This is a genomic window from Paraburkholderia sp. RAU2J (genome assembly GCF_003634845.1).
GTDB lineage: Bacteria > Pseudomonadota > Gammaproteobacteria > Burkholderiales > Burkholderiaceae > Paraburkholderia > Paraburkholderia fynbosensis.
The window spans coordinates 878176-899449 of sequence record NZ_RBXG01000001.1 but is presented as its reverse complement, the minus strand read 5'-3'; the positions used below and the strand labels follow the sequence as shown (position 1 = coordinate 899449).

The window sequence follows — 21274 nt, the reverse complement described above, 5'->3', positions numbered from 1 at the left end:
GTCTAAAATCGAAAATTGGCCGGTTGATTCATGCGAATTCGTGCTTGCCGCGAAACGGGTTTTGCGCCGCAAACCCCTGTCGCACGGACCCGCCGGTTCGATGAAGCGGTTGTTGAATCAGGGAGTGCTTAATGTTTCTGGACGAGTTGATTAGCGAGTTTGATCGGGGTTTACGCTCAATCACGGGCGTATCGCGGATGAGTCGTCCGTTGCCGGTTCCGCAAGAATCGGCGGTGACGGCGCAGGCGCCCGAACTGTCACCAGCGGAGCGCGCGCACGCGGCCGCATTGATGCGCGTCAATCACGTGGGCGAGGTGTGCGCGCAGGCGCTGTATCAGGCTCAGAAACTCGCGACCCGGTCGCCGTCGTTGCGCGCCGTGTTCGATCACGCCGCCGTCGAGGAAGAGGATCACCTTGCATGGACCGCCAAACGTCTCGAAGCGCTCGACTCGCGTCCCAGCCTGCTGAACCCCCTGTGGTATACCGGGGCGCTGGCGATCGGCCTCGCGGCGGGACGCCTCGGCGACCGCGTCAGCCTCAGCTTCATGGCTGAAACCGAGCGTCAGGTGGAGCAGCATCTCGACAGCCATCTGGATCACCTGCCCGCTGCGGACCATGAGTCGCGCGTGATCGTCGAGCAGATGCGCGCGGACGAAATGGCGCACGGCAAGGCGGCCATGGATGCCGGCGGCGTCGAGTTGCCGTTCCCCGCCCGCGCGCTGATGCGTGCGGCTTCGAAAGTCATGACTCGCACCGCCTATTACATATAAAGGCGCGGCCACCGCGCACCCGTTTCCGAAGTGGGACGGCGCCTCGCGCGCCGTCCGCCGCAGGTCCCCGAATCGCCGTCTGCCGTCTCTTAATTCCCCGCTGCGATCTCTTTCATTCCGTACTGTTCCCTCAGACTTTTCACGTATCACCTTCACAAGTTGCACTAGCTCATTCATTTATAACGGTTTTCCGTTTTATGTCTGATGTGAAGTAGGCGCGCTAAGTCCTTGTTCTAACAAACAAAATTCGCTCGAAAAGCGGCGGGCTCCCTTGACCCCTGTTTGTCGTTACTCTAAAGTGGGAGACAGTGTGAGAAAGTGTATTTTTGTGTGATCTCGCGGGCGGTTTGCGGTAGATTTTCACGAATCGGACAGCGGGCACAAAAGTGCCGCGAGCAACCAGTTGCATGGGACCGGAGTAAGCGCTAAAGCGCCAACTCCGGTCGACAGGGGAGAACGAAGTGTTCCAAGGGGCGTCGGCGCTGACGCTCGATGCGAAAGGGCGGATGTCGATTCCCTCTCGCTATCGGGATGCGCTGCAAACACAGGCAGAGGGCCGGGTGACGATCACCAAGCACCCGGACGGCTGCCTGTTGCTCTTTCCTCGCCCTGAATGGGAAATCTTCCGCGACAAGGTCGACAAGCTGCCGATGAACGCGGCCTGGTGGAAGCGCATTTTTCTCGGCAACGCAATGGATGTGGATATGGACGGCGCAGGCCGCGTGCTCGTGTCGCCGGAACTGCGCACGGCTGGTGGGCTGGAGAAAGAAGTGACCTTGCTCGGCATGGGGCGTCACTTCGAGTTATGGGATGCACAAACCTACGCCGCGAAGGAACAGGCGGCGATCGCCGAGGGCATGCCCGAAGCGTTGAAGAATTTCACGTTCTGATCGCGGCTTACATATATGGCACCTGCGATGGGAAACGAATTGCAGCATCGCACGGTGCTGCTGGATGAAGCGGTCGATGCGCTGGTCACGCGCGCGGACGGCGTGTATGTGGACGGTACGTTCGGGCGCGGCGGTCATAGCCGCCTCGTGCTGGAGCGGCTGAGCGAGTCGGGGCGTCTGATCGCGTTCGACAAGGACCCGCTCGCCATCGCCACGGCGCAGCAGATCGCGGATTCGCGCTTTGGCATCGTGCACGAGAGTTTTGCTTCACTGCGCACCGCGATTGCGGAGCGCGGGGTAGGACGGGTGTCGGGCGTTTTACTGGATCTGGGCATATCGTCGCCGCAAATCGACGATCCGGAGCGGGGCTTCAGCTTCCGCGCCGACGGCCCGCTCGACATGCGGATGGACCCGACGCGCGGCGAGTCTGCCGCTGACTGGCTCGCGCGGGCCACGGTGCAGGAACTGACGGAGGTGATACGAGATTATGGGGAAGAACGGTTTGCTTTTCAGATTGCAAAGGCGCTTGTTGCTCGCCGGGCAGAGTCCGACCGTCTTGGGCCTCTCGTCAGCACGGGCGAGCTTGCCCAAATCGTGGCTAACGTCGTCAAAACCCGTGAGAAGGGCAAGGATCCGGCAACCCGCACCTTTCAAGCTATACGGATTCACATCAATCAAGAGCTTGCGGAGCTGCAAGTCGTTTTAGAAGCAGCGTTGTCGCTGCTGGAGCAAGGGGGGCGGCTGGTGGTCATCAGCTTTCATTCGCTCGAGGACCGGATCGTCAAGCGATTCATGCAGGCGCACGCCAGTGCGCCTGCGGTCGATCGCCGTCTGCCGATCCGCGCCGTCGATTTGCCGAGCCCCCCGCTCAAAATCATCGGCCGCGTGTTCGCGAGCGACGCTGAAGTCGCCGCGAATCCGCGCGCCCGTTCTGCCGTGATGCGTGTGGCGGAGCGGATCGCGCCATGAATCGTCTCAACATCTTCCTGCTGATCATCGTGATGGGTTGCGCCTTGTCGGTCGTCAATGCGACCAACCAGCAGCGGCAGATCTTCATCCAGTTGCAGCGCGCTCAATCGCAGGAGCGCCAGCTGCAGCAGGACTATTCGCAGCTTCAATATCAGCAGAGCGCGCTCTCCAAGACCTCGCGCATCGAGCAGCTCGCCACCGCCTCGCTGAAGATGCAATCAGTCACGACCGGCCGCACGCAATATCTGACGCTCGGTGCGGGCGCCGCGCGCGCCGAGGACGCGCCGATTCCGACATCCGGTCCGGCGTCCGCGCCGGCGGCGACCCGTCGCGGAGGCGTGCGATGAAAAAATCGTCGGCTCGCAAGAGCGTGGCCTTTTCGGCCAATCCGATCCTGTCCGTGCGTCTGCCGATGTGGCGCTCGAAACTCGTCGTGTTCCTGCTGTTCATGGCGTTCGTCGCGCTGGCCGCGCGCGCCTTCTGGATTCAGGGGCCGGGCAACGCGTTCTATCTGAAGCAGGGTGAAATCCGCTATCAGCGCCGGCTCGAGTTGCCGGCTACGCGCGGCAAGATTCTCGACCGCAACGGTCTCGTGCTCGCCACGAGCCTGCCGGTGCGCGCGATCTGGGCGATTCCCGAATCGGTGCCGGACGACCTCGGCGCGGACAAGCTGAATTCGCTCGGGCAATTGCTCGGCATGACGAACAAAGAACTGCGCCGCAAGCTGTCGGAAGACAAGAACTTCGTCTACGTGAAGCGCCAGGTGCCGGTCGACGTCGCTGCGAAAGTGACGGCGCTAAACATCCCCGGCATTTATGCGCGCGACGAATACAAGCGTTTCTATCCGGAAGGCGAGATCACGGCTCACCTGATCGGCTTCACGAACGTCGAGGACGAAGGCCAGGAAGGCGTCGAACTCGGCGACCAGAAGCTGCTCGCCGGCATGTCGGGCAGCCGGCGCGTGATCAAGGACCGAATGGGCCACATCATCGAGGATGTGGACGAGCAGGTCGTGCCGCACAACGGCCAGGATGTCGATCTGTCGATCGACAGCAAGATTCAGTACATCGCGTACACGAACCTGAAAGCGGCCGTCGAGAAGTTCAAGGCGAAGGCCGGCGCGGCGATGGTGGTCGACGTGCGCACCGGCGAAGTGCTCGCGCTCGTCAACTATCCGACCTACAACCCGAACGACCGCACGCACCTGACCGGCGACCAGTTGCGCAACCGCATCCTGACCGATACGTTCGAGCCGGGCTCGATCATGAAGCCGTTCACGGTGTCGCTCGCGCTCGATCTGCACCGCGTGACGCCGACTACACTGGTAGATACGGGAGGGGGCCGCTTTGTGCTCGATGGCGCACCGATTACCGACGACAGCGGCTTCGGCGTGTTGACGGTGGGCGGCGTAATCCAGAAGTCGAGCAACATCGGCGCGACGAAGATCGCGATGCAGCTCAAGCCCGAAGAGATGTGGAACATGTACACCAGCATCGGTCTCGGCCAGGCGCCGAAGGTCGGTTTCCCCGGCGCGGCGGCGGGCCGTCTGCGTCCGTGGAGAAGCTGGCGCCGCATCGAGCAGGCCACCATGTCGTACGGCTACGGCCTGTCGGTGTCGCTGTTCCAGCTGGGCCGCGCGTACACCGCGATCGCGCATGACGGCGAGATCATGCCGGTGTCGATTTTCCGCACCCCAGGCGACCAGCCGGCCACCGGCCCGCAGATTTTCGCGCCGACCACCGCGCGTGAAATGCGCGCCATGCTCGAAACCGTGACGGCGCCCGGCGGTACGTCGCCCGATGCGGCGGTGCCGGGTTATCGCGTCGGCGGCAAGAGCGGTACCGCGTATAAGCATGGTGCGCACGGCTACGACCACTCCAAATACCGCGCCTCGTTCGTCGGCATGGCGCCGATGCCGAATCCGCGCATCGTCGTGGCCGTGTCCGTCGACGAACCGACGGCGGGCAGCCACTTCGGCGGCCAGGTGTCGGGCCCGGTGTTCTCGGGCATCGTCGGCGATACGCTGCGCTCGCTGAACGTGCCGCCGGACATGCCGGTCAAGCAGATGGTCGTGTCCGACGATCCGGCGCCGGCCGCCGCCGGCGCGCCGGCTACGCCGCCGGGCGCGAGGAAGATTTCCACCAGCGCCGGCGCGAAGAAGATGACGATTTCCGCCAGCGCGAAGAGCCACCCCGGAGTCGAGCGATGAGCGCGCTGCGTACCAAGCACCCAGCGCACCGGCAGATCGCCGACGCCCTCACCTGGCTGCACGCCCGCGTGCAGCCAGACGCGCATCTGCATGCCGACACGCGCTCGCTCGCGGCCGGCGACGTGTTTTTCGCCTACGCGGTGGATGGCGCGGACAACCGCCCGTTCATCGACGGCGCGATCGAGCGTGGCGCGGCCGCGGTGCTGGTTCAGCCCGAAGGCTTCGGCGGCGCGATCGATGCGTCCATCGCGCTCGCCGTGCCGGCGCTGAACGAACTCGCCGGTTCGATCGCGAGCGGCTGGTACGACGACCCGAGCGACAGCATGCTGACGGTCGGCATCACCGGGACGAACGGCAAGACCTCGTGCAGCCAGTGGATCTCGGCGGCGCTGACCGCGCTCGGCCAGCGTTGCGCGATCATCGGCACACTCGGCACCGGTTTGCCTGGCCAGCTCGTGCACACCGGTTTCACGACCCCCGACGCGCCGCAACTGCAGCGCAGCCTCGCGCAATTGCGCGAGGCGGGCGCGCAGGCGGTGGCGATGGAAGTGTCGTCACACGCGCTGCATCAGGGGCGCGTGAACGGCACCGCGTTCGACATCGCCGTGTTCACGAATCTCACGCAAGACCACCTCGACTATCACGGCACGTTCGACGCCTATGAGGCGGCGAAGGCGCGTCTGTTCGCGTGGCCCGACCTGCGCGCGGCCGTGATCAATCGCGACGATGCCGCCGGCCGTCGTCTGCTCGCCAGCACGCGGCGCCACGCGCGCACGATTGCCTACGGTCTCGACGCCGCACTGCAGGACGCGCCGCAAGCCGACGCGCTGCTGCTCGCATCGACCATACGCGCAACCCCCACCGGCACCGCATTCCAGCTGAACACGTCGGACTGGGGCAACGCCGAAGTCGAAGTGCAAACGCTCGGCGCGTTCAACGTTAGCAATCTGCTCGGCGTGCTCGGTGCGCTGCTCGCCGCCGACGTGCCGTTCGATGCCGCACTCGCCGAACTCGCGAAGCTCGAATCGGTGAACGGCCGCATGCAACGCCTCGGTGGCCGCCTGCAGAACGACGAGCCGCTCGTTGTAATCGATTACGCGCACACGCCGGACGCGCTCGAAAAAACGCTCGACGCGCTGCGCCCGATGGCGGCCGCGCGCGGCGGCGAACTGATCTGCATGTTCGGGTGCGGCGGCGACCGCGACGCGACCAAGCGTCCGCTGATGGGCGCGATCGCCGAGCGATTCGCGGACGGCGTCGTCGTGACCAGCGACAACCCGCGCAGCGAAGACCCGCAGTCGATCATCGAACAGATCGCCGCGGGCATGAAGGACGCGTCGAAGGCGCGCCGCATCGAGGACCGCGCGAGCGCGATCCTGCAAGCGATCCGCGGCGCCGCGCGCGAAGACGTCATCGTGCTGGCCGGCAAGGGGCATGAGGCAACACAGGAAATCATGGGCAAGAAACGCGCTTTCTCCGATCAGGACCACGCCCGCCTCGCGCTCGCCGCGCGGGCGACGCATGCACGCGGAGGTGGCGAATGAGCATGTTCACGCTGCGTGAAGCCGCCGCGCTGATTCCCGGCGCAACCGCATTCGGCGACGATGGCGTCGCATTCGAACGCGTGTCGACCGACAGCCGCAGCGCCGGTCCCGGCGATCTGTTCGTCGCGATCAAGGGCGAGCGTTTAGACGCGCACGATTTCCTGCCGGAAGTCGCCGCGCGCAACGTGACGGCCGCGCTCGTCACGCGCACGCCGGACGGCTGGAGCGTGCCCGCGATTCGCGTGGCCGACACGCGCGTCGCGCTGGGCGCGCTCGCGCGCGGCTGGCGTCGCCGGTTCGGCATGCCGCTCGTCGCGGTGACGGGCAGCAACGGCAAGACCACGGTCAAGGAAATGATCGCGTCGATCTTCGCCGCCGCCGTCGGCGATCACGCGCGTCTTGCGACCGCGGGCAACTTCAACAACGACATCGGCTTGCCGCTCACGCTGTTCCGTCTGCACGCCGCGCATCAACTGGCGGTGGTCGAACTCGGCATGAACCATCCGGATGAAACCTCGCTGCTCGCAAAAATCGCCGAGCCGACGGTGGCCGTGGTGAACAACGCGCAGCGCGAGCATCAGGAGTTCATGGCGACCGTCGAAGCGGTCGCGCTCGAACACGCGAGCGTGATTCACGCACTCAAGCCAGAAGGCGTCGCGGTTTTCCCGGCGGACGACGCCTACGCGAGCATCTGGCGCGTAGCGGCAACCGGCAACCGCATCATCGACTTCGCGTTGAACAACGATGGCCGCGCGACCGAAGCAGCGGTGACGGGCGCGTTCGACGGCAAGCAACTGAGCATCGACACGCCCGAAGGCCATCTCGACGTCACGCTGCAAGTGCTCGGCGACCACAACGCGCACAACGCGTTGGCGGCGACATCCGCCGCGCTGGCTGCGGGCGTGTCGCTCGACGCGATCAGGCGCGGCCTCGAATCGTTCGGCGCCGTCAAAGGCCGCTTGCAGGTGAAGCAGGCCGTGCTCGGCGCGCTCGCCGGCGCCACCGTGATCGACGACACCTACAACGCCAATCCCGACTCGATGCGCGCCGCGATCGACGTGCTCGCCTCGCGCGCGGCACCGCGCGTGCTGGTGATGGGCGACATGGGCGAAGTCGGCGACAACGGTCCGGCGTTTCACCGCGAAATCGGTGCGTACGCCAAAGAGCGCGGCATCGACGCGCTGTATGCGATGGGCGACGCTTCGCGCGACGCCTGCAGCGCATACGGCGCGGGCGCGCATCACGTGGCCGACGTCGGCACGTTGATCGCGCAATTGCAGCAGGCCGGTTTCGGCGCTGCCGCAACGTTTCTCGTGAAAGGCTCGCGCTTCATGCAAATGGAGCGCGTGGTGGACGCCGTAACGAGTCCACAACCCAGCGCAGCGGGCTCGACGCCCGCCGCACATTGAAATAGAAGGACCGAAGCATGCTACTGGCGCTGGCGCAATGGCTGCAGAATGACGCAAGCTTCCTGCGCGTGTTCAGTTATCTGACTTTCCGTGCGGTGATGGCGACCATCACCGCGCTGCTGATCGGGCTCGTCTGTGGCCCGGCCGTGATTCGCAAGCTGACCGCGATGAAGGTCGGGCAGGCCGTCCGCAAAGACGGCCCGCAGACTCACCTCGTCAAATCCGGCACGCCGACCATGGGCGGCGTGCTGATTCTGCTCGGCATCGCCGTGGCCACGCTGTTGTGGGCCGACCTGACCAACCGTTTCATCTGGATCGTGATGCTCGTCACGTTCGGTTTCGGTGTGATCGGCTGGGTCGACGATTATCGCAAGGTGGTCTACAAGGACCCGCGCGGCATGTCCTCGCGCGAGAAGTATTTCTGGCAGTCGGTGATCGGTCTGTTCGCGGCGGTGTATCTCGCGTTCAGCGTGTCGGAAGCGAGCAATGTGCGCGTGTTCGATCTGTTCATGGCGTGGGTGCGCAGCGGCTTGTCGATGGGCTTGCCCGCGCGCGCCGACCTGTTGCTGCCGTTCGTCAAGTCGATCAGCTATCCGCTCGGCGTGTGGGGCTTCATCGTGCTGACGTATCTGGTGATCGTCGGCGCGAGCAATGCGGTCAATCTCACCGACGGTCTCGACGGTCTCGTGATCATGCCGGTCGTGCTGGTCGGCGCATCGCTCGGCGTGTTTGCGTACGTGATGGGCAGCTCGGTCTATTCGAAGTACCTGCTGTTTCCGCATATCGCCGGTGCCGGTGAATTGCTGATCTTCTGTTCGGCGATGGGCGGCGCGGGGCTCGCGTTCCTGTGGTTCAACACGCACCCGGCGCAGATGTTCATGGGCGACGTCGGCGCGCTCGCACTCGGCGGCGCGCTCGGCACGGTCGCGGTGATCGTGCGTCAGGAAATCGTGCTGTTCATCATGGGCGGCATTTTCGTCGCGGAGACGCTCTCCGTGATGTTGCAGGTCACGTGGTTCAAATTCACCAAGCGCCGGTTCGGCGAAGGGCGGCGTCTCTTCAAGATGGCGCCGCTGCATCACCATTTCGAACTGTCGGGATGGAAGGAAACGCAGGTGGTCGTGCGCTTCTGGATCATCACGTTGATGTTGTGTCTATTTGGTTTGTCCACGCTCAAGCTGCGTTAAGCAATAGTCGAAGTTAAGGGAAAGCAAGCGATGTTCGGCGAGAAGTTTCGGGATCGGCAAAAGCCGATGGTGCTCGTGCTGGGACTGGGTGAATCCGGTCTCGCGATGGCGCGCTGGTGCGCGCGGCACGGCTGTCGGCTGCGTGTGGCCGACACGCGCGAAGTGCCGCCGAACCTGTCCGCGCTGGAAGCGCACGGCGTCGACGCCGATTTCGTCGGCGGCCCGTTTTCGCCCGTGCTGCTCGAAGGGGTGGAGCTGGTCGCGATCAGCCCGGGCCTTTCGCCGCTCGCCGCCGACCTGTTGCCGCTGATCACGGCGGCGCGCGAACAGGGCATCCCCGTGTGGGGCGAACTCGAATTCTTCTCGCAGGCGTTGAAGACGCTCGGCGAAAGCGGCTACGCACCGAAAGTCATCGCGATCACCGGCACCAATGGCAAGACCACGACCACGAGCCTGACCGGCCTGCTGTGCGAGCGCGCCGGCAAGAAGGTCGCGGTGGCCGGCAACATCAGCCCGGCCTTGCTCGACAAGCTCAGCGAAGCGATCGAGCACACAGCGCTGCCCGACGTGTGGGTGCTCGAACTGTCGAGCTTCCAGCTGGAAACCGCGCACACGTTTTCGCCGGATGCGGCAGTCGTATTGAACATCACGCAGGACCACCTCGACTGGCACGGCGGGCTCGATGCGTACGCCGCCGCGAAGGGCCGCATCTTCGGTACACAGACCGTGCGTGTGCTGAACCGCGATGACTCGCGCGTGATGTCGCTCGCACCCTCGGGCGACAGCGAAGCGGACACGATCACCTTCGGCGTCACCGAGCCGAAGAATGACGGCGACTACGGTTTGCTGCGCGAGAACGGCATGATCTGGCTCGTCGAAGCACACGATCGCGACGCGAGCGATGAGCCCACGCCGAAGCGCCGTCGCAAGAACGAAGTGGCGACGCCGCCGGACATCGCGCTCAAGCGTCTGATGCCCGCCGACGCGTTGCGCATCCGGGGCCTGCACAACGCCGCGAACGCGCTGGCCGCGTATGCGCTCGCGCGCGCGATCGGCTTGCCGGGCGCGCCGTTGCTGCACGGTCTGCGTGAATACCATGGCGAGCCGCACCGCGTGGAGTTGATCGCGTCGATCGACGGTATCGACTACGTGGACGACAGCAAGGGCACCAATGTCGGTGCGACGGTGGCCGCGCTCGACGGCCTCGCGCAGCGCGCGGTGCTGATCGCTGGCGGCGACGGCAAGGGCCAGGCGTTCGAGCCGCTCGCCGCGCCGGTGATGCGCTGGTGCCGCGCGGTGATGCTGATCGGCCGTGACGCGCCGCTGATTCGCGCGGCGCTCGAACACTGCGGCATCGCCATGACCGATCACGCCACGCTCGAAGAAGCGACGCGTGCCGCCGCCGCGCTGGCCCAACCGGGCGACGCCGTGCTGCTCTCGCCGGCTTGCGCGAGCTTCGACATGTTCAAGGGTTATGCACACCGTGCCGCCGTGTTTCGCAGCACGGTGGAAGACATCGCGGCCGAACGGGGGACGATGATATGAGCTGGTCGGAACGTTTCGGTTCGCGAGAGGCGGCTGCCGGCGATGCGGGCGGCTCGGGTGGAGCGGCGCGCATGGCGGGCCGCACGGGCGGCAGCGGGCTCGCGAGCGCCGTCAACGGTGTGCGTCCGCTGCGTTCGCGGATGCTCGACTACGATCACTCGCTGCTGTGGGTCGTCGTCGCACTGCTCGGACTCGGCGTCGTGATGGTGTATTCGGCATCGATCGCGATGCCCGACTCGCCGAAGTACGCGTCGTATCGCGACTACGCGTTCCTCGTGCGCCAGATCATTTTCGTGACGATGGGCGCGGTGGTCGGCGTCGTGTCGTTCCGCATCCCGATTTCGACGTGGGACAAGTACGCGCCGAAGCTCTTCCTGATCTCGCTCGTCGCGCTGGTGATCGTGCTGATCCCACACGTCGGCAAGGGCGTGAACGGTGCGCGCCGCTGGATTCCGCTCGGCATCACGAACATGCAGCCGTCGGAAATCATGAAGCTCGCGGTGACGATCTACGCGGCGAATTACACGGTGCGCAAGCAGGAATACATGCACAGCTTCGCCAAGGGCTTTCTGCCGATGGCGGTCGCGGTCGGTCTCGTCGGCGCGTTGCTGCTGCTCGAACCGGATATGGGCGCGTTCATGGTGATCGCGGCAATCGCCATGGGCGTGCTGTTCCTCGGCGGCGTGAACGGCAAGCTGTTCGGCGGTCTCGTCGCCACGGCGGTCGGCACGTTCAGCTTGCTGGTGTGGGCGTCGCCGTGGCGTCGCGAGCGGATTTTCGCGTACCTCGATCCGTGGGACGACCGTTACGCGCAGGGCAAGGCCTATCAATTGACGCACTCGCTGATCGCGTTCGGGCGTGGCGAGTGGTTCGGCGTGGGGCTCGGCGGCAGCGTCGAGAAGCTCAACTATCTGCCGGAAGCGCATACCGACTTCATCCTCGCGGTGATCGGCGAGGAACTCGGGTTCGTCGGCGTGCTGGTCGTGATCCTGATGTTCTACTGGATCGTGCGCCGCTCGTTCGAGATCGGCCGTCAGGCGCTCGCGCTCGACCGCACGTTCGCGGGTCTCGTCGCGAAGGGCGTGGGCATCTGGTTCGGCGCGCAGACGTTTATCAACATGGGTGTGAATCTCGGCTTGCTGCCCACTAAAGGTCTCACGCTGCCGCTCGTGAGCTACGGCGGCTCGGGCATTTTGCTGAACTGTGTCGCGGTCGCTGTGTTGATGCGCGTGGATTACGAGAATCGTGTGTTGATGCGTGGGGGCAAAGTATGACCGCTCTCCACCAACGCACGCTGATGGTGATGGCCGGTGGCACCGGAGGACACGTGTTCCCGGGGCTCGCGGTCGCGCATCTGATGCAGGCGTGGGGCTGGAAGGTCGTGTGGCTCGGCAACCCCGCGGGCCTGGAAGCGACGCTGGTGCCGAAGCACGGCATCCCGATGGAATACGTGCGCTTCGGCGGACTGCGCGGCAAAGGTCTGAAGACCAAGCTGATGCTGCCGCTGAATCTGCTGCGCGCGTGCACGCAGAGCCTCTCCGTGCTGCGTCGCGTGAAGCCGGACGTCGTGCTCGGCATGGGCGGCTACATCACGTTCCCGGCTGGATTGATGACCGCGTTGAGCGGCCGTCCGCTGGTGCTGCATGAACAGAATTCGATTGCGGGCCTCGCCAACAAGGTGCTCGCGAAGCTCGCCAAACGCGTGCTGGTTGCGTTTCCGAACGCGCTGCCGCACGGTGAATGGACCGGCAATCCGATTCGTGAGGAACTTGCGCGCGCGATTGCACCCAAAGCACGCTACGCGCAACGCACGGGTCCGCTGAATGTGCTGGTGGTGGGCGGCAGTCTCGGCGCGGCGGCGTTGAACGAAGTGGTGCCGCGCGCGGTCGCGCTGCTCGAGCCGAACGAACGGCCGCACATCGTGCATCAGGCGGGTGCGAAGCATATCGACGCGCTGCGCGAGAACTACGCGGCAGCGGGTCTGCAAAGCGGAGCCGAGGTCGAACTCGTGCCGTTCATCGACGATATGACGAGCGCGTACGCGAAGGCCGACCTCGTGATTTGCCGCTCCGGCGCGATGACGGTGTCGGAGATTTCGGCGGTAGGCGTGGCGGCGTTTTTCGTGCCGTTCCCCTATGCAGTAGACGATCACCAGACCACCAATGCAGCGTTTCTCGCCGATAACGGCGCGGCGCTAGTCGTGCAGCAACGTGACCTGTCGGCGGACACACTCGCCGACTGGTTGCGCAGCCAGACGCGGGAAACGCTCGCGGAAATGGCGGAGCGTTCGCGCTCGCTCGCGAAACCCGACGCCACGCAGCAGGTCGCGCAGATTTGCGCGACCGTGGCGGGTTCGATTTCGGGCGCGAGCCCAGAAGGAAAGCAATGAAACATATCGTCAAACACATTCACTTTGTCGGCATCGGCGGTGTCGGCATGAGCGGCATCGCGGAGGTGCTGGTCAACCTGGGCTATCAGGTAAGCGGCTCGGATCTGTCGAGCAACGCAATCACGGATCGCCTCGCCGCGCTCGGCGCGCGCATTGCGATCGGTCACGCGGCCGAGAACATCGAAGGCGCGAACGCGGTGGTGGTTTCCACGGCAGTGCGCAGCGACAACCCCGAAGTGCTGGCCGCGCGTCATCGCCGCATTCCGATCGTGCCGCGCGCGGTGATGCTCGCGGAACTGATGCGCCTGAAGCAGGGCATCGCGATTGCCGGCACGCACGGCAAGACCACGACCACTTCGCTGGTGGCGAGCGTGCTGGCTGCGGGCGGGCTCGATCCGACCTTCGTGATCGGCGGGCGGCTCATCAGCGCGGGCGCGAATGCGCGACTCGGCACGGGCGACTTCATCGTCGCCGAAGCGGACGAATCGGACGCGTCGTTCCTGAACCTGTTTCCGGTGATCGAGGTCATCACGAACATCGACGCCGATCACATGGACACCTACGGCCACGACTTCGCGCGGCTCAAGCAGGCGTTCATCGAGTTCACGCACCGTCTGCCGTTCTACGGCATCGCGGTGCTGTGCGTCGACGATCCGAACGTGAAGGAGATTCTGCCGTTCGTGTCGAAGCCGATCATCCGTTACGGTCTCGCGCCGGACGCGCAAGTGCGCGCGGTGAACGTAGAGGCGCGCGGCGGCAAGATGCATTTCACCGCGATGCGCGAAGATGCGGCGCCGCTCGACATCGTGCTGAACCTGCCCGGTGAGCACAACGTGCAGAACGCGCTGGCCGCGATTGCGATCGCGACTGAACTTGAAGTGAAAGATGCCGATATCCAGCGAGCGCTCGCGGATTTCAACGGCGTGGGCCGGCGCTTCCAGCGCTACGGCGAAGTACCGGTTGCAACCGGGGGCGAGGTCGTGGGCGCTTACACGTTGGTCGATGACTACGGTCACCACCCGGTCGAGATGGCCGCCACGGTGGCGGCGGCGCGCGGCGCATTCCCGGGCCGTCGTCTGGTGCTCGCGTTCCAGCCGCACCGCTTCACGCGCACGCGCGATTGCTTCGAGGATTTCGTGAAGGTGTTGTCGACCGTCGATGCGCTCGTGCTGACCGAAGTCTATTCGGCCGGCGAAGCGCCGATCGTCGCCGCGGACGGCCGCGCGTTGGCGCGCGCGCTGCGAGTGGCGGGCAAGGTCGAGCCGGTGTTTGTCGATACGGTGGATGAAGTGCCGGACGCGCTCGCAGCCGTGGTGCGCGACGGCGATGTGGTGATTACGATGGGCGCGGGTTCGATCGGCGGTGTGCCGGGTCGCCTCGCGCAGGAACTGAAGGTGTGAGATGAGCAGTATCGACCCCAAACAATTTGGCAAAGTGGCAGTGCTGCTCGGTGGAGATTCCGCCGAGCGCGAGGTATCGCTCAACTCCGGACGTCTCGTGTTGCAGGGCCTGCGCGACGCTGGCGTCGACGCGCATCCGTTCGATCCGGCCGAGCGCCCGCTCGCCGCGTTGAAGGAAGAAGGCTTCGTGCGCGCGTTCAACGCGCTGCATGGCGGCTACGGCGAGAACGGCCAGATTCAGGGCGCGCTCGACTTCTACGGCATCAAGTACACCGGCAGCGGCGTGCTCGGCTCGGCGCTGGGTCTCGACAAGTTCCGCACCAAGCTCGTGTGGCAGCAGCTCGGCATTCCGACGCCGCCGTTCGAAACAGTGCTGCGCGGCGACGACTATGCCGCGCGCGCGGAAGACGTCGTCGCGAAGCTCGGCTTGCCGCTCTTCGTGAAGCCGGCGAGCGAAGGATCGAGCGTCGCGGTAATCAAGGTGAAGAACGCGGACGCATTGCCGGCCGCGCTGATCGAAGCGGTGAAGTACGACAGGATCGTCGTGGTCGAAAAGAGCATCGAAGGCGGCGGCGAATACACCGCGTGCATCGCGGGCGACCTGGACCTGCCGGTGATCCGCATCGTGCCGGCCGGCGAGTTCTACGACTACCACGCGAAGTACATCGCCAACGACACGCAGTATCTGATTCCGTGCGGTCTGGCGGCGCACGAGGAAGCGCGCCTGAAAGTGCTGGCGCGCCGGGCGTTCGACGTGCTTGGCTGCACCGACTGGGGCCGCGCCGATTTCATGCTCGACGGCGAGGGCAATCCGTACTTTCTGGAAGTGAACACGGCGCCTGGGATGACCGATCACTCGCTGCCGCCGAAAGCGGCGCGCGCGGTGGGCATCAGCTATCAGGAACTGGTTGTCGGCGTGTTGGCGCTGACGCTGCAGGATTAACCGGGGCGACCCGAAAGCAACACCATGTGGAACAACGTTCGCCAGCTCAATTTCGCCACCAACGCATTGCATGTGTTGCTGGTGCTCGTGCTGCTGGCGGCGGGCGGTTACTGGCTGATCCAGCGCCCGAATTTCGCGCTGCGCGAAATCCAGATCGATGGCGACACCGAGCACATCAATTCGCCGACGGTGCGCGCCGGTGTAGTAGGGCGGTTGAAGGGCAACTTTTTCACGGTCGATCTCGACGTCGCGCGGCAGGCGTTCGAGCAGATGCCGTGGGTGCGTCACGCGAGCGTGCGGCGGGTCTGGCCGAATGCGCTGGCTGTCACGCTCGAGGAGTACAAACCGCTGGGAACATGGGGCAGCGATCAGCTGGTCAGCGTCGACGGCGAGCTGTTCACCGCGAACCAGGGCGAGCTGGAACAAGACCTGCCCGCGTTCGACGGCCCGGACGGCACGGCAAAAGAGGTGGTCGCGCGTTATCACGACTTCCAGAAGTGGTTTGCGCCGTTGGGCGCGACGCCGGACGAAGTGACGCTGTCGCCGCGCTACGCGTGGACGGTGAAGCTGTCGAACGGCACGCAGGTTGAACTTGGACGCGAACGCAATCAGGACACGCTGCTCGATCGCAGCAAGCGTCTGACGGCGGCGTGGAGCGCGGTGACGCAACGTTGGGGAAAGGATATCGAGTATGCGGACTTGCGCTATCCGAACGGTTTCGCGATTCGCGCGGCTGGCATGCGCTTTATCAGCGAACCCGACAAGGGCAAGAAGTAAACGGACATCACACGCAATGAGCACGCTATGAGTAAAGACTATAAAGATCTGCTGGTCGCCCTCGACATCGGGACGTCGAAGGTCGTGGCCATCGTCGCCGAGTTGAAGGGCGAAGGTCACTACGAGGTGATCGGCCTCGGCCAGAGCGAATCGAAGGGGCTCAAGAAAGGCGTGGTGGTGAATATCGAAGCCACCGTGCAGTCGATTCAGCGCGCGCTCGAAGAAGCCGAGCTGATGGCCGACTGCAAGATCACGAATGTGTTCACCGGGATCGCCGGCAGCCATATCCGCAGCTTCAATTCGAGCGGCATGGTGGCGATCAAGGAGAAGGAAGTCACGCAGACGGACGTCGCGCGTGTGATCGAAACGGCGAAAGCGATCAACATCCCGACCGATCAGCAGGTGCTGCATATCCTGACGCAGGAATTCATCATCGACGGTCAGGAAGATGTGCGCGAGCCGATCGGCATGAGCGGCATCCGCCTCGAAGTGAAGGTGCACATCGTCACCGGCGCGGTGAGCGCGGCGCAGAACATCGTCAAGTGCGTGCGCCGCTGCGGGCTCGAAGTGAACGATCTGATTCTGCAGCCGCTCGCGTCGTCGCTCGCGGTGCTGACGGAAGACGAGAAGGAACTCGGCGTGGTGCTGGTCGATATCGGCGGCGGTACGACGGATATCGCGATTTTCAGCGAAGGCGCGATCCGTCATACGGCCGTGATTCCAATTGCCGGCGATCAGATCACGAGCGACATCGCGATGGCCTTGCGCACGCCGACGCCGGACGCCGAAGACATCAAGGTCGATTACGGCATCGCCAAGCAGGCCTTGGCCGATCCGGACGAGATGATCGAAGTGCCGGGTCTGGGCGAGCGCGGCCCGCGCACGCTGTCGCGCCAGGCGCTGGCGGCGGTGGTCGAGCCGCGCGTCGAAGAACTGTTTTCGCTCGTGCAGCAGGTGGTGCGCGAGTCGGGTTACGAGGAACTGCTGAGCTCCGGCGTGGTGCTGACCGGCGGCGCGTCGATGATGCTCGGCATGGTCGAACTGGGTGAAGACATTTTCCTGAAGCCGGTGCGCATCGGCGTGCCGGAATACGCGGGCGGTCTGGCCGACGTCGTGCGCAATCCGCGCTATTCGACGGCAATGGGCCTGCTTGTCGAAGGACGCTCGCAACGCATGCGCGGCCGCAAGGTCGCGGTGCAGTCGGGCTCGATGGGACAGGTGTTCACGCGCATGAAGGACTGGTTCCTCGGGAACTTCTGACGCAACGGTTTTGCTGCACAGATTTAGCTGAACGGGTTTCGAACGGGTTCTAAAAAATACGCGCTGGTGCCGGCGGCCGGCGCGCGACAGGCGGTTGCCCGATCTCCTGCCGAATAACGGCCGAGTGGCTGTAATTTTTTATCTTGACGGAGGCAACATGGAATTCCAGATGCTGGAAACCGAAACGAACGGCACCATCATCAAGGTGGTCGGAGTAGGTGGCGCTGGCGGCAATGCCGTTCAGCACATGATCAACAAAGGCGTGCAAGGCGTCGACTTCATCGTGATGAACACGGACGCGCAGGCACTGTCGCGTTCGCGCGCCACCGCGGTGATCCAGCTCGGCAATACGGGTCTGGGCGCAGGCGCCAAGCCGGAAATGGGCCGCGCCGCAGCCGAAGAAGCACGTGAGCGCATCGCCGACGCATTGCGCGGCGCACACATGGTCTTCATCACGGCCGGCATGGGCGGCGGCACGGGCACGGGTGCAGCACCGGTGGTCGCGCAGATCGCCAAGGAAATGGGCATCCTGACCGTCGGTGTGGTCAGCAAGCCGTTCGAGTTCGAAGGCGGCAAGCGCATGCGCGTCGCTGAAGCCGGTTCGCAGCAACTGGAGGATCACGTCGATTCGCTGATCGTCGTTCTGAACGACAAGCTGTTCGAGGTGATGGGCGACGACGCCGAGATGGACAAGTGCTTCCAGTGCGCGGACGATGTGCTGAACAACGCAGTGGCCGGCATCGCGGAAATCATCAACGTCGACGGTCTGGTGAACGTCGACTTCGAAGACGTGAAGACGGTGATGGGCGAGCAGGGCAAGGCGATGATGGGCACGGCGACGGTTGCCGGCGTCGATCGCGCGCGGCTGGCCGCCGAGCAGGCCGTTGCCAGCCCGCTGCTGGAAGGCGTGGATCTGTCGGGCGCGCGTGGCGTGCTGGTCAACATCACGTCGAGCCGTTCGCTGCGTCTGTCGGAAACGCGCGAAGTGATGAACACGATCAAGAGCTATGCTGCAGAAGACGCAACCGTGATCTTCGGCGCGGTGTACGACGATGCGATGGGCGACGCGCTGCGCGTGACGGTCGTGGCAACGGGTCTGGGCCGTGCGGCGAAGAAGCAGCAATCGGCACCGATGACGCTCCTGCGCACCGGTACCGACAACCAGCCGATCGGCGCGATGCAGCACGCAGCGCATGCTCCGTCGGCATCGCACGCGAGCACGGCCGATTACGGTGCGCTGGACACGCCGGCAGTGTGGCGCACCTCGCGCGATACGGCCGCTTCGCACGTGCAGGCGTTGCAGGAAAAGGGCGTCGACACGTACGACATTCCGGCATTCCTGCGCAAGCAGGCGGACTGAGCGCGCGAGCAGGCTTTCGTTGCCGCGCTGTCGATAGCAGCGCTGGCCGGCGAATGCACGAGCGTGGCGGGTGAACGGCGAACAGGCCGCGTATCGTTCAGATTCGCGGCAGGAAAAGTGCCCTCTTCGGATTCGCGAAGCGGATTGGGCGACTGTCGCCGAACGGCGGAGCCAGTAGTACGAGTAGTACGTTAAGGCCCAGCCGGATTTCACTGCGACACGAGAACGTGCGAGCGTGCTTCGCATCGATGCAAAGGACTGAGCATGATTCAAGCAGGTGACAAGCTGCCCGACGCAACGCTTTTCGAGTTTGTCGAAGACGAGCGGGCGGGCTGCACGTTGGGGCCGAACAGCTTCAGCGTGCGCGAGCAGACGGCGGGCAAGCGCGTGGTGATCTTCGGATTGCCGGGCGCGTTCACGCCGACCTGTTCGGCCAAACATGTACCGGGTTATGTCGAGCACGCCGGGCAGTTGCGCGCTCTTGGCATCGACGAGATCTGGTGCGTGTCCGTCAACGACGCGTTCGTAATGGGCGCGTGGGGACGCGATCAGCACGCCTCGGGCAAGGTGCGCATGATGGCGGACGGCAGTGCGGCTTTCACACGGGCGCTCGGTCTCGAGCAGGATTTGTCGGCGCGCGGCATGGGAATCCGTTCCCAGCGCTACGCGATGGTGGTCGACGACGGCGTGGTCAAGACGTTGAACGTCGAGGCTGCCGGCAAATTCGAAGTCAGCGATGCAGGGAGTATTCTCGCCACGTTGAGCTAGTTGCGCGGCGTCGCGCCTTCGCCTCTCCTCTGCGCGGATGTGCCGCGTTGCGGCAGGGCAACGGCGAGTAAGACGCTTTTGTGACAGGCCGTTACGCGGGCCGATGACCGGAAACGCCTCCGTTCCGGACATCGGCCCGTCACGCTTTCCCTGACGGGCGCCCATTGGGTAATGCAGCGAAACAGATTGATACGTTCCGCGCTACGACGCTCCTTAGGGTATTGGAGTATAATTCGCGCTATGGAATAAAAAGTCCCGATTGGGATTTTCAATCGAATAGAAGATCACCATGTTGAAGCAGCGCACTATCAAATCAATCGTCAAGACAGTTGGCATCGGCCTGCACTCCGGCCGTAAAGTCAACCTGACGCTCCGCCCGGCGGCGCCGGACACTGGCATCGTGTTTTCGCGCGTGGATCTGCCCACGCCGGTAGACATCCCGGCGTCGGCGATGGCGATTGGCGATACGCGTCTCGCTTCCGTGTTGCAGAAAGACGGCGCGCGCGTGTCGACCATCGAGCACCTGATGTCCGCCTGCGCCGGTCTCGGCATCGACAATCTTTACGTCGACGTCACCGCCGAAGAAATTCCGATCATGGACGGCAGTGCCGGTTCGTTCGTGTTCCTGATCCAGTCGGCGGGTATCGAAGAGCAGAACGCGGCGAAGAAATTCATCAAGGTCACCAAGCCGGTCGAAATTCGCGACGGCGACAAGTTTGCGCGCCTCGATCCCTACTTCGGTTTCAAGCTGAAGTTCACGATCGACTTCCGTCACCCGGCCGTTGACAAGACCGGCCAGGCGCTGGAAGTGGATTTCGCCAACACGTCGTACGTGCGCGAAATCGCGCGTGCCCGCACGTTCGGTTTTGCGCATGAAGTGGAAATGATGCGCGAACTGGGTCTCGCGCGCGGCGGCAGCATGGACAACGCGATCGTGCTCGACGAATACCGCATTCTGAACAACGACGGCCTGCGCTACGACGACGAGTTCGTGAAGCACAAGATGCTCGACGCGATCGGCGACCTGTATGTGGTCGGCCATCCGTTGCTGGCATCGTACGACGCGTACAAGTCGGGTCACGGCCTGAACAACGCACTGCTGCGCGAGTTGCTGGCGCATGAAGACTCGTACGAAATCGTCACGTTCGAAGACACGCAGAAAGCACCACGCGGCTTCGCGTACGAAACGCAAACGGCATTTGCATGACGCCTTTGTTTGATCGCGCGGAAGCAAGTGCATAAAAAAACGGCCCACACGGGCCGTTTTTTTTCGTTCAGCGATTTCTCCGATGCCGCGCCGCCATTCTCGCCAGCGCTTCCTGGAGCGGCGACGGCGCGAGCGACTCGGAGAGAGCATACAGTGCGTCGGCGCCGGTCGGCGTCATGCGCGCCTGCTTGACCGGCGGGGGCGCTTTGACCGGCTGCGGCCGCACCCGAATTCTCAGCGCATTGACCGGCCAGCCGCGCTGCTGGAGGTCCGCCAGTAGCCGTGGCTCCAGATGCCGCAGCCGCGCGGCGAGCGCATTGTGCGCAGCAAAGAGGGCCAGCACGCCGTCCTTGATGAAGCCCGGCTCGACGCTCATCGCCAGATAATCGGGCAGCAGCGCACGCAGATCCTTTTCCAGCGCGGCAATCTGCTCGACGCCCGCGCGCAGGGCCGCGAAGGCGTCCGTGCGATTGAGCACCTCGGCGACAGGCAGGGGGCGGCGTGCCTTGAACTGCTGGGGCGGCGGCCTTGAAAAGGACGGAAAACGGCTCATGTTTGACGGTAGCGGCGTGTTCGCACCCGATGCGCGTCCACGCTGCGATTGTACCGTGCGGGATGCCCGCGAGCCCGTCTCGATGCGTCCTGTC

Annotated in this window: 19 protein-coding genes; 18 read left to right on the top strand and 1 reads right to left on the bottom strand. The window is 64.4% G+C overall.

Annotation, left to right across the window (positions count from 1 at the left end; genetic code table 11):
* Positions 1–131 precede the first annotated feature (131 nt).
* The 18 genes from coq7 (at position 132) to lpxC (ending at position 20627) form a co-directional block, all read left to right on the top strand.
* Positions 132–770 (top strand): 2-polyprenyl-3-methyl-6-methoxy-1,4-benzoquinone monooxygenase, encoded by a 639-nt coding sequence (gene coq7 / locus B0G69_RS04155; RefSeq protein WP_121315780.1) that lies wholly within the window; start codon positions 132–134, stop codon positions 768–770.
* 461 nt (positions 771–1231) lie between these two features.
* Entirely contained in the window at positions 1232–1660 is a 429-nt protein-coding gene (mraZ, locus tag B0G69_RS04150; protein WP_120289375.1) for a division/cell wall cluster transcriptional repressor MraZ, read from the top strand.
* Positions 1661–1675: 15 nt separating this feature from the next.
* Positions 1676–2629, top strand: coding sequence for a 16S rRNA (cytosine(1402)-N(4))-methyltransferase RsmH (rsmH, locus tag B0G69_RS04145; protein ID WP_121315779.1), 954 nt, complete (start codon positions 1676–1678; stop codon positions 2627–2629).
* Positions 2626–2976 carry a cell division protein FtsL gene (gene ftsL, locus B0G69_RS04140; protein WP_121315778.1) on the top strand — a complete coding sequence of 117 codons (351 nt, stop codon included), beginning with the start codon at positions 2626–2628 and terminating at the stop codon, positions 2974–2976. The genes rsmH and ftsL overlap by 4 nt, the downstream gene beginning before the upstream one ends.
* Positions 2973–4838 (top strand): penicillin-binding protein 2, encoded by a 1866-nt coding sequence (locus tag B0G69_RS04135; RefSeq protein WP_121315777.1) that lies wholly within the window; start codon positions 2973–2975, stop codon positions 4836–4838. The genes ftsL and B0G69_RS04135 overlap by 4 nt, the downstream gene beginning before the upstream one ends.
* Entirely contained in the window at positions 4835–6382 is a 1548-nt protein-coding gene (locus B0G69_RS04130) for a UDP-N-acetylmuramoyl-L-alanyl-D-glutamate--2,6-diaminopimelate ligase (RefSeq protein WP_121315776.1), read from the top strand. The genes B0G69_RS04135 and B0G69_RS04130 overlap by 4 nt, the downstream gene beginning before the upstream one ends.
* Positions 6379–7791: a UDP-N-acetylmuramoyl-tripeptide--D-alanyl-D-alanine ligase gene (murF, locus tag B0G69_RS04125; RefSeq protein WP_121315775.1), complete on the top strand. Its 1413-nt coding sequence runs from the start codon at positions 6379–6381 to the stop codon at positions 7789–7791. Before B0G69_RS04130 ends, murF begins: the two co-directional genes overlap by 4 nt.
* Before the next feature lie 17 nt (positions 7792–7808).
* Positions 7809–8978 carry a phospho-N-acetylmuramoyl-pentapeptide-transferase gene (gene mraY / locus B0G69_RS04120; RefSeq protein ID WP_063497428.1) on the top strand — a complete coding sequence of 390 codons (1170 nt, stop codon included), beginning with the start codon at positions 7809–7811 and terminating at the stop codon, positions 8976–8978.
* 30 nt (positions 8979–9008) lie between these two features.
* The gene (murD, locus tag B0G69_RS04115) at positions 9009–10523 is read left to right on the top strand and encodes a UDP-N-acetylmuramoyl-L-alanine--D-glutamate ligase (RefSeq protein WP_121315774.1); all 1515 of its coding nucleotides are present in this window, start codon (positions 9009–9011) and stop codon (positions 10521–10523) included.
* Positions 10520–11797, top strand: coding sequence for a putative lipid II flippase FtsW (gene ftsW / locus B0G69_RS04110; protein ID WP_121315773.1), 1278 nt, complete (start codon positions 10520–10522; stop codon positions 11795–11797). Before murD ends, ftsW begins: the two co-directional genes overlap by 4 nt.
* Complete coding sequence (gene murG, locus B0G69_RS04105; RefSeq protein ID WP_121315772.1) at positions 11794–12912, top strand: undecaprenyldiphospho-muramoylpentapeptide beta-N-acetylglucosaminyltransferase; 1119 nt, start codon at positions 11794–11796, stop codon at positions 12910–12912. The genes ftsW and murG overlap by 4 nt, the downstream gene beginning before the upstream one ends.
* On the top strand, positions 12909–14312 hold the full coding sequence (murC, locus tag B0G69_RS04100) for a UDP-N-acetylmuramate--L-alanine ligase (RefSeq protein WP_121315771.1): 1404 nt from the start codon (positions 12909–12911) through the stop codon (positions 14310–14312). The genes murG and murC overlap by 4 nt, the downstream gene beginning before the upstream one ends.
* A gap of 1 nt (position 14313) precedes the next feature.
* Complete coding sequence (locus tag B0G69_RS04095) at positions 14314–15255, top strand: D-alanine--D-alanine ligase (protein WP_121315770.1); 942 nt, start codon at positions 14314–14316, stop codon at positions 15253–15255.
* A 24-nt stretch (positions 15256–15279) separates the two neighbouring features.
* Positions 15280–16032 carry a cell division protein FtsQ/DivIB gene (locus tag B0G69_RS04090; RefSeq protein WP_121315769.1) on the top strand — a complete coding sequence of 251 codons (753 nt, stop codon included), beginning with the start codon at positions 15280–15282 and terminating at the stop codon, positions 16030–16032.
* Between the two features lie 27 nt (positions 16033–16059).
* Positions 16060–17292 (top strand): cell division protein FtsA, encoded by a 1233-nt coding sequence (ftsA, locus tag B0G69_RS04085; RefSeq protein WP_007180311.1) that lies wholly within the window; start codon positions 16060–16062, stop codon positions 17290–17292.
* A gap of 157 nt (positions 17293–17449) precedes the next feature.
* A complete protein-coding gene (gene ftsZ / locus B0G69_RS04080; RefSeq protein WP_121315768.1) occupies positions 17450–18652 on the top strand; it encodes a cell division protein FtsZ in 1203 nt (400 codons plus the stop codon).
* Positions 18653–18916: 264 nt separating this feature from the next.
* Positions 18917–19420 (top strand): peroxiredoxin, encoded by a 504-nt coding sequence (locus B0G69_RS04075; protein WP_121315767.1) that lies wholly within the window; start codon positions 18917–18919, stop codon positions 19418–19420.
* Between the two features lie 289 nt (positions 19421–19709).
* A complete protein-coding gene (lpxC, locus tag B0G69_RS04070; protein WP_121315766.1) occupies positions 19710–20627 on the top strand; it encodes a UDP-3-O-acyl-N-acetylglucosamine deacetylase in 918 nt (305 codons plus the stop codon).
* 67 nt (positions 20628–20694) lie between these two features.
* On the opposite strand, the gene B0G69_RS04065 is transcribed toward lpxC, so the two are convergent.
* Positions 20695–21180, bottom strand: a complete 486-nt coding sequence (locus tag B0G69_RS04065; protein ID WP_121315765.1) for a DciA family protein — start codon at positions 21178–21180, stop codon at positions 20695–20697.
* Positions 21181–21274: the final 94 nt, after the last annotated feature.

What these genes read in the sequence shown, in the direction of transcription:
- coq7 (WP_121315780.1), top strand. Translation starts at nt 132, where the DNA reads ATGTTTCTGGACGAGTTGATTAGCGAGTTTGATCGGGGTTTACGCTCA.
- rsmH (WP_121315779.1), top strand. Translation starts at nt 1,676, where the DNA reads ATGGCACCTGCGATGGGAAACGAATTGCAGCATCGCACGGTGCTGCTG.
- ftsL (WP_121315778.1), top strand. Translation starts at nt 2,626, where the DNA reads ATGAATCGTCTCAACATCTTCCTGCTGATCATCGTGATGGGTTGCGCC.
- B0G69_RS04135 (WP_121315777.1), top strand. Translation starts at nt 2,973, where the DNA reads ATGAAAAAATCGTCGGCTCGCAAGAGCGTGGCCTTTTCGGCCAATCCG.
- B0G69_RS04130 (WP_121315776.1), top strand. Translation starts at nt 4,835, where the DNA reads ATGAGCGCGCTGCGTACCAAGCACCCAGCGCACCGGCAGATCGCCGAC.
- murF (WP_121315775.1), top strand. Translation starts at nt 6,379, where the DNA reads ATGAGCATGTTCACGCTGCGTGAAGCCGCCGCGCTGATTCCCGGCGCA.
- mraY (WP_063497428.1), top strand. Translation starts at nt 7,809, where the DNA reads ATGCTACTGGCGCTGGCGCAATGGCTGCAGAATGACGCAAGCTTCCTG.
- murD (WP_121315774.1), top strand. Translation starts at nt 9,009, where the DNA reads ATGTTCGGCGAGAAGTTTCGGGATCGGCAAAAGCCGATGGTGCTCGTG.
- ftsW (WP_121315773.1), top strand. Translation starts at nt 10,520, where the DNA reads ATGAGCTGGTCGGAACGTTTCGGTTCGCGAGAGGCGGCTGCCGGCGAT.
- murG (WP_121315772.1), top strand. Translation starts at nt 11,794, where the DNA reads ATGACCGCTCTCCACCAACGCACGCTGATGGTGATGGCCGGTGGCACC.
- murC (WP_121315771.1), top strand. Translation starts at nt 12,909, where the DNA reads ATGAAACATATCGTCAAACACATTCACTTTGTCGGCATCGGCGGTGTC.
- B0G69_RS04095 (WP_121315770.1), top strand. Translation starts at nt 14,314, where the DNA reads ATGAGCAGTATCGACCCCAAACAATTTGGCAAAGTGGCAGTGCTGCTC.
- B0G69_RS04090 (WP_121315769.1), top strand. Translation starts at nt 15,280, where the DNA reads ATGTGGAACAACGTTCGCCAGCTCAATTTCGCCACCAACGCATTGCAT.
- ftsA (WP_007180311.1), top strand. Translation starts at nt 16,060, where the DNA reads ATGAGTAAAGACTATAAAGATCTGCTGGTCGCCCTCGACATCGGGACG.
- ftsZ (WP_121315768.1), top strand. Translation starts at nt 17,450, where the DNA reads ATGGAATTCCAGATGCTGGAAACCGAAACGAACGGCACCATCATCAAG.
- B0G69_RS04075 (WP_121315767.1), top strand. Translation starts at nt 18,917, where the DNA reads ATGATTCAAGCAGGTGACAAGCTGCCCGACGCAACGCTTTTCGAGTTT.
- lpxC (WP_121315766.1), top strand. Translation starts at nt 19,710, where the DNA reads ATGTTGAAGCAGCGCACTATCAAATCAATCGTCAAGACAGTTGGCATC.
- B0G69_RS04065 (WP_121315765.1), bottom strand. Translation starts at nt 21,180, where the DNA reads ATGAGCCGTTTTCCGTCCTTTTCAAGGCCGCCGCCCCAGCAGTTCAAG.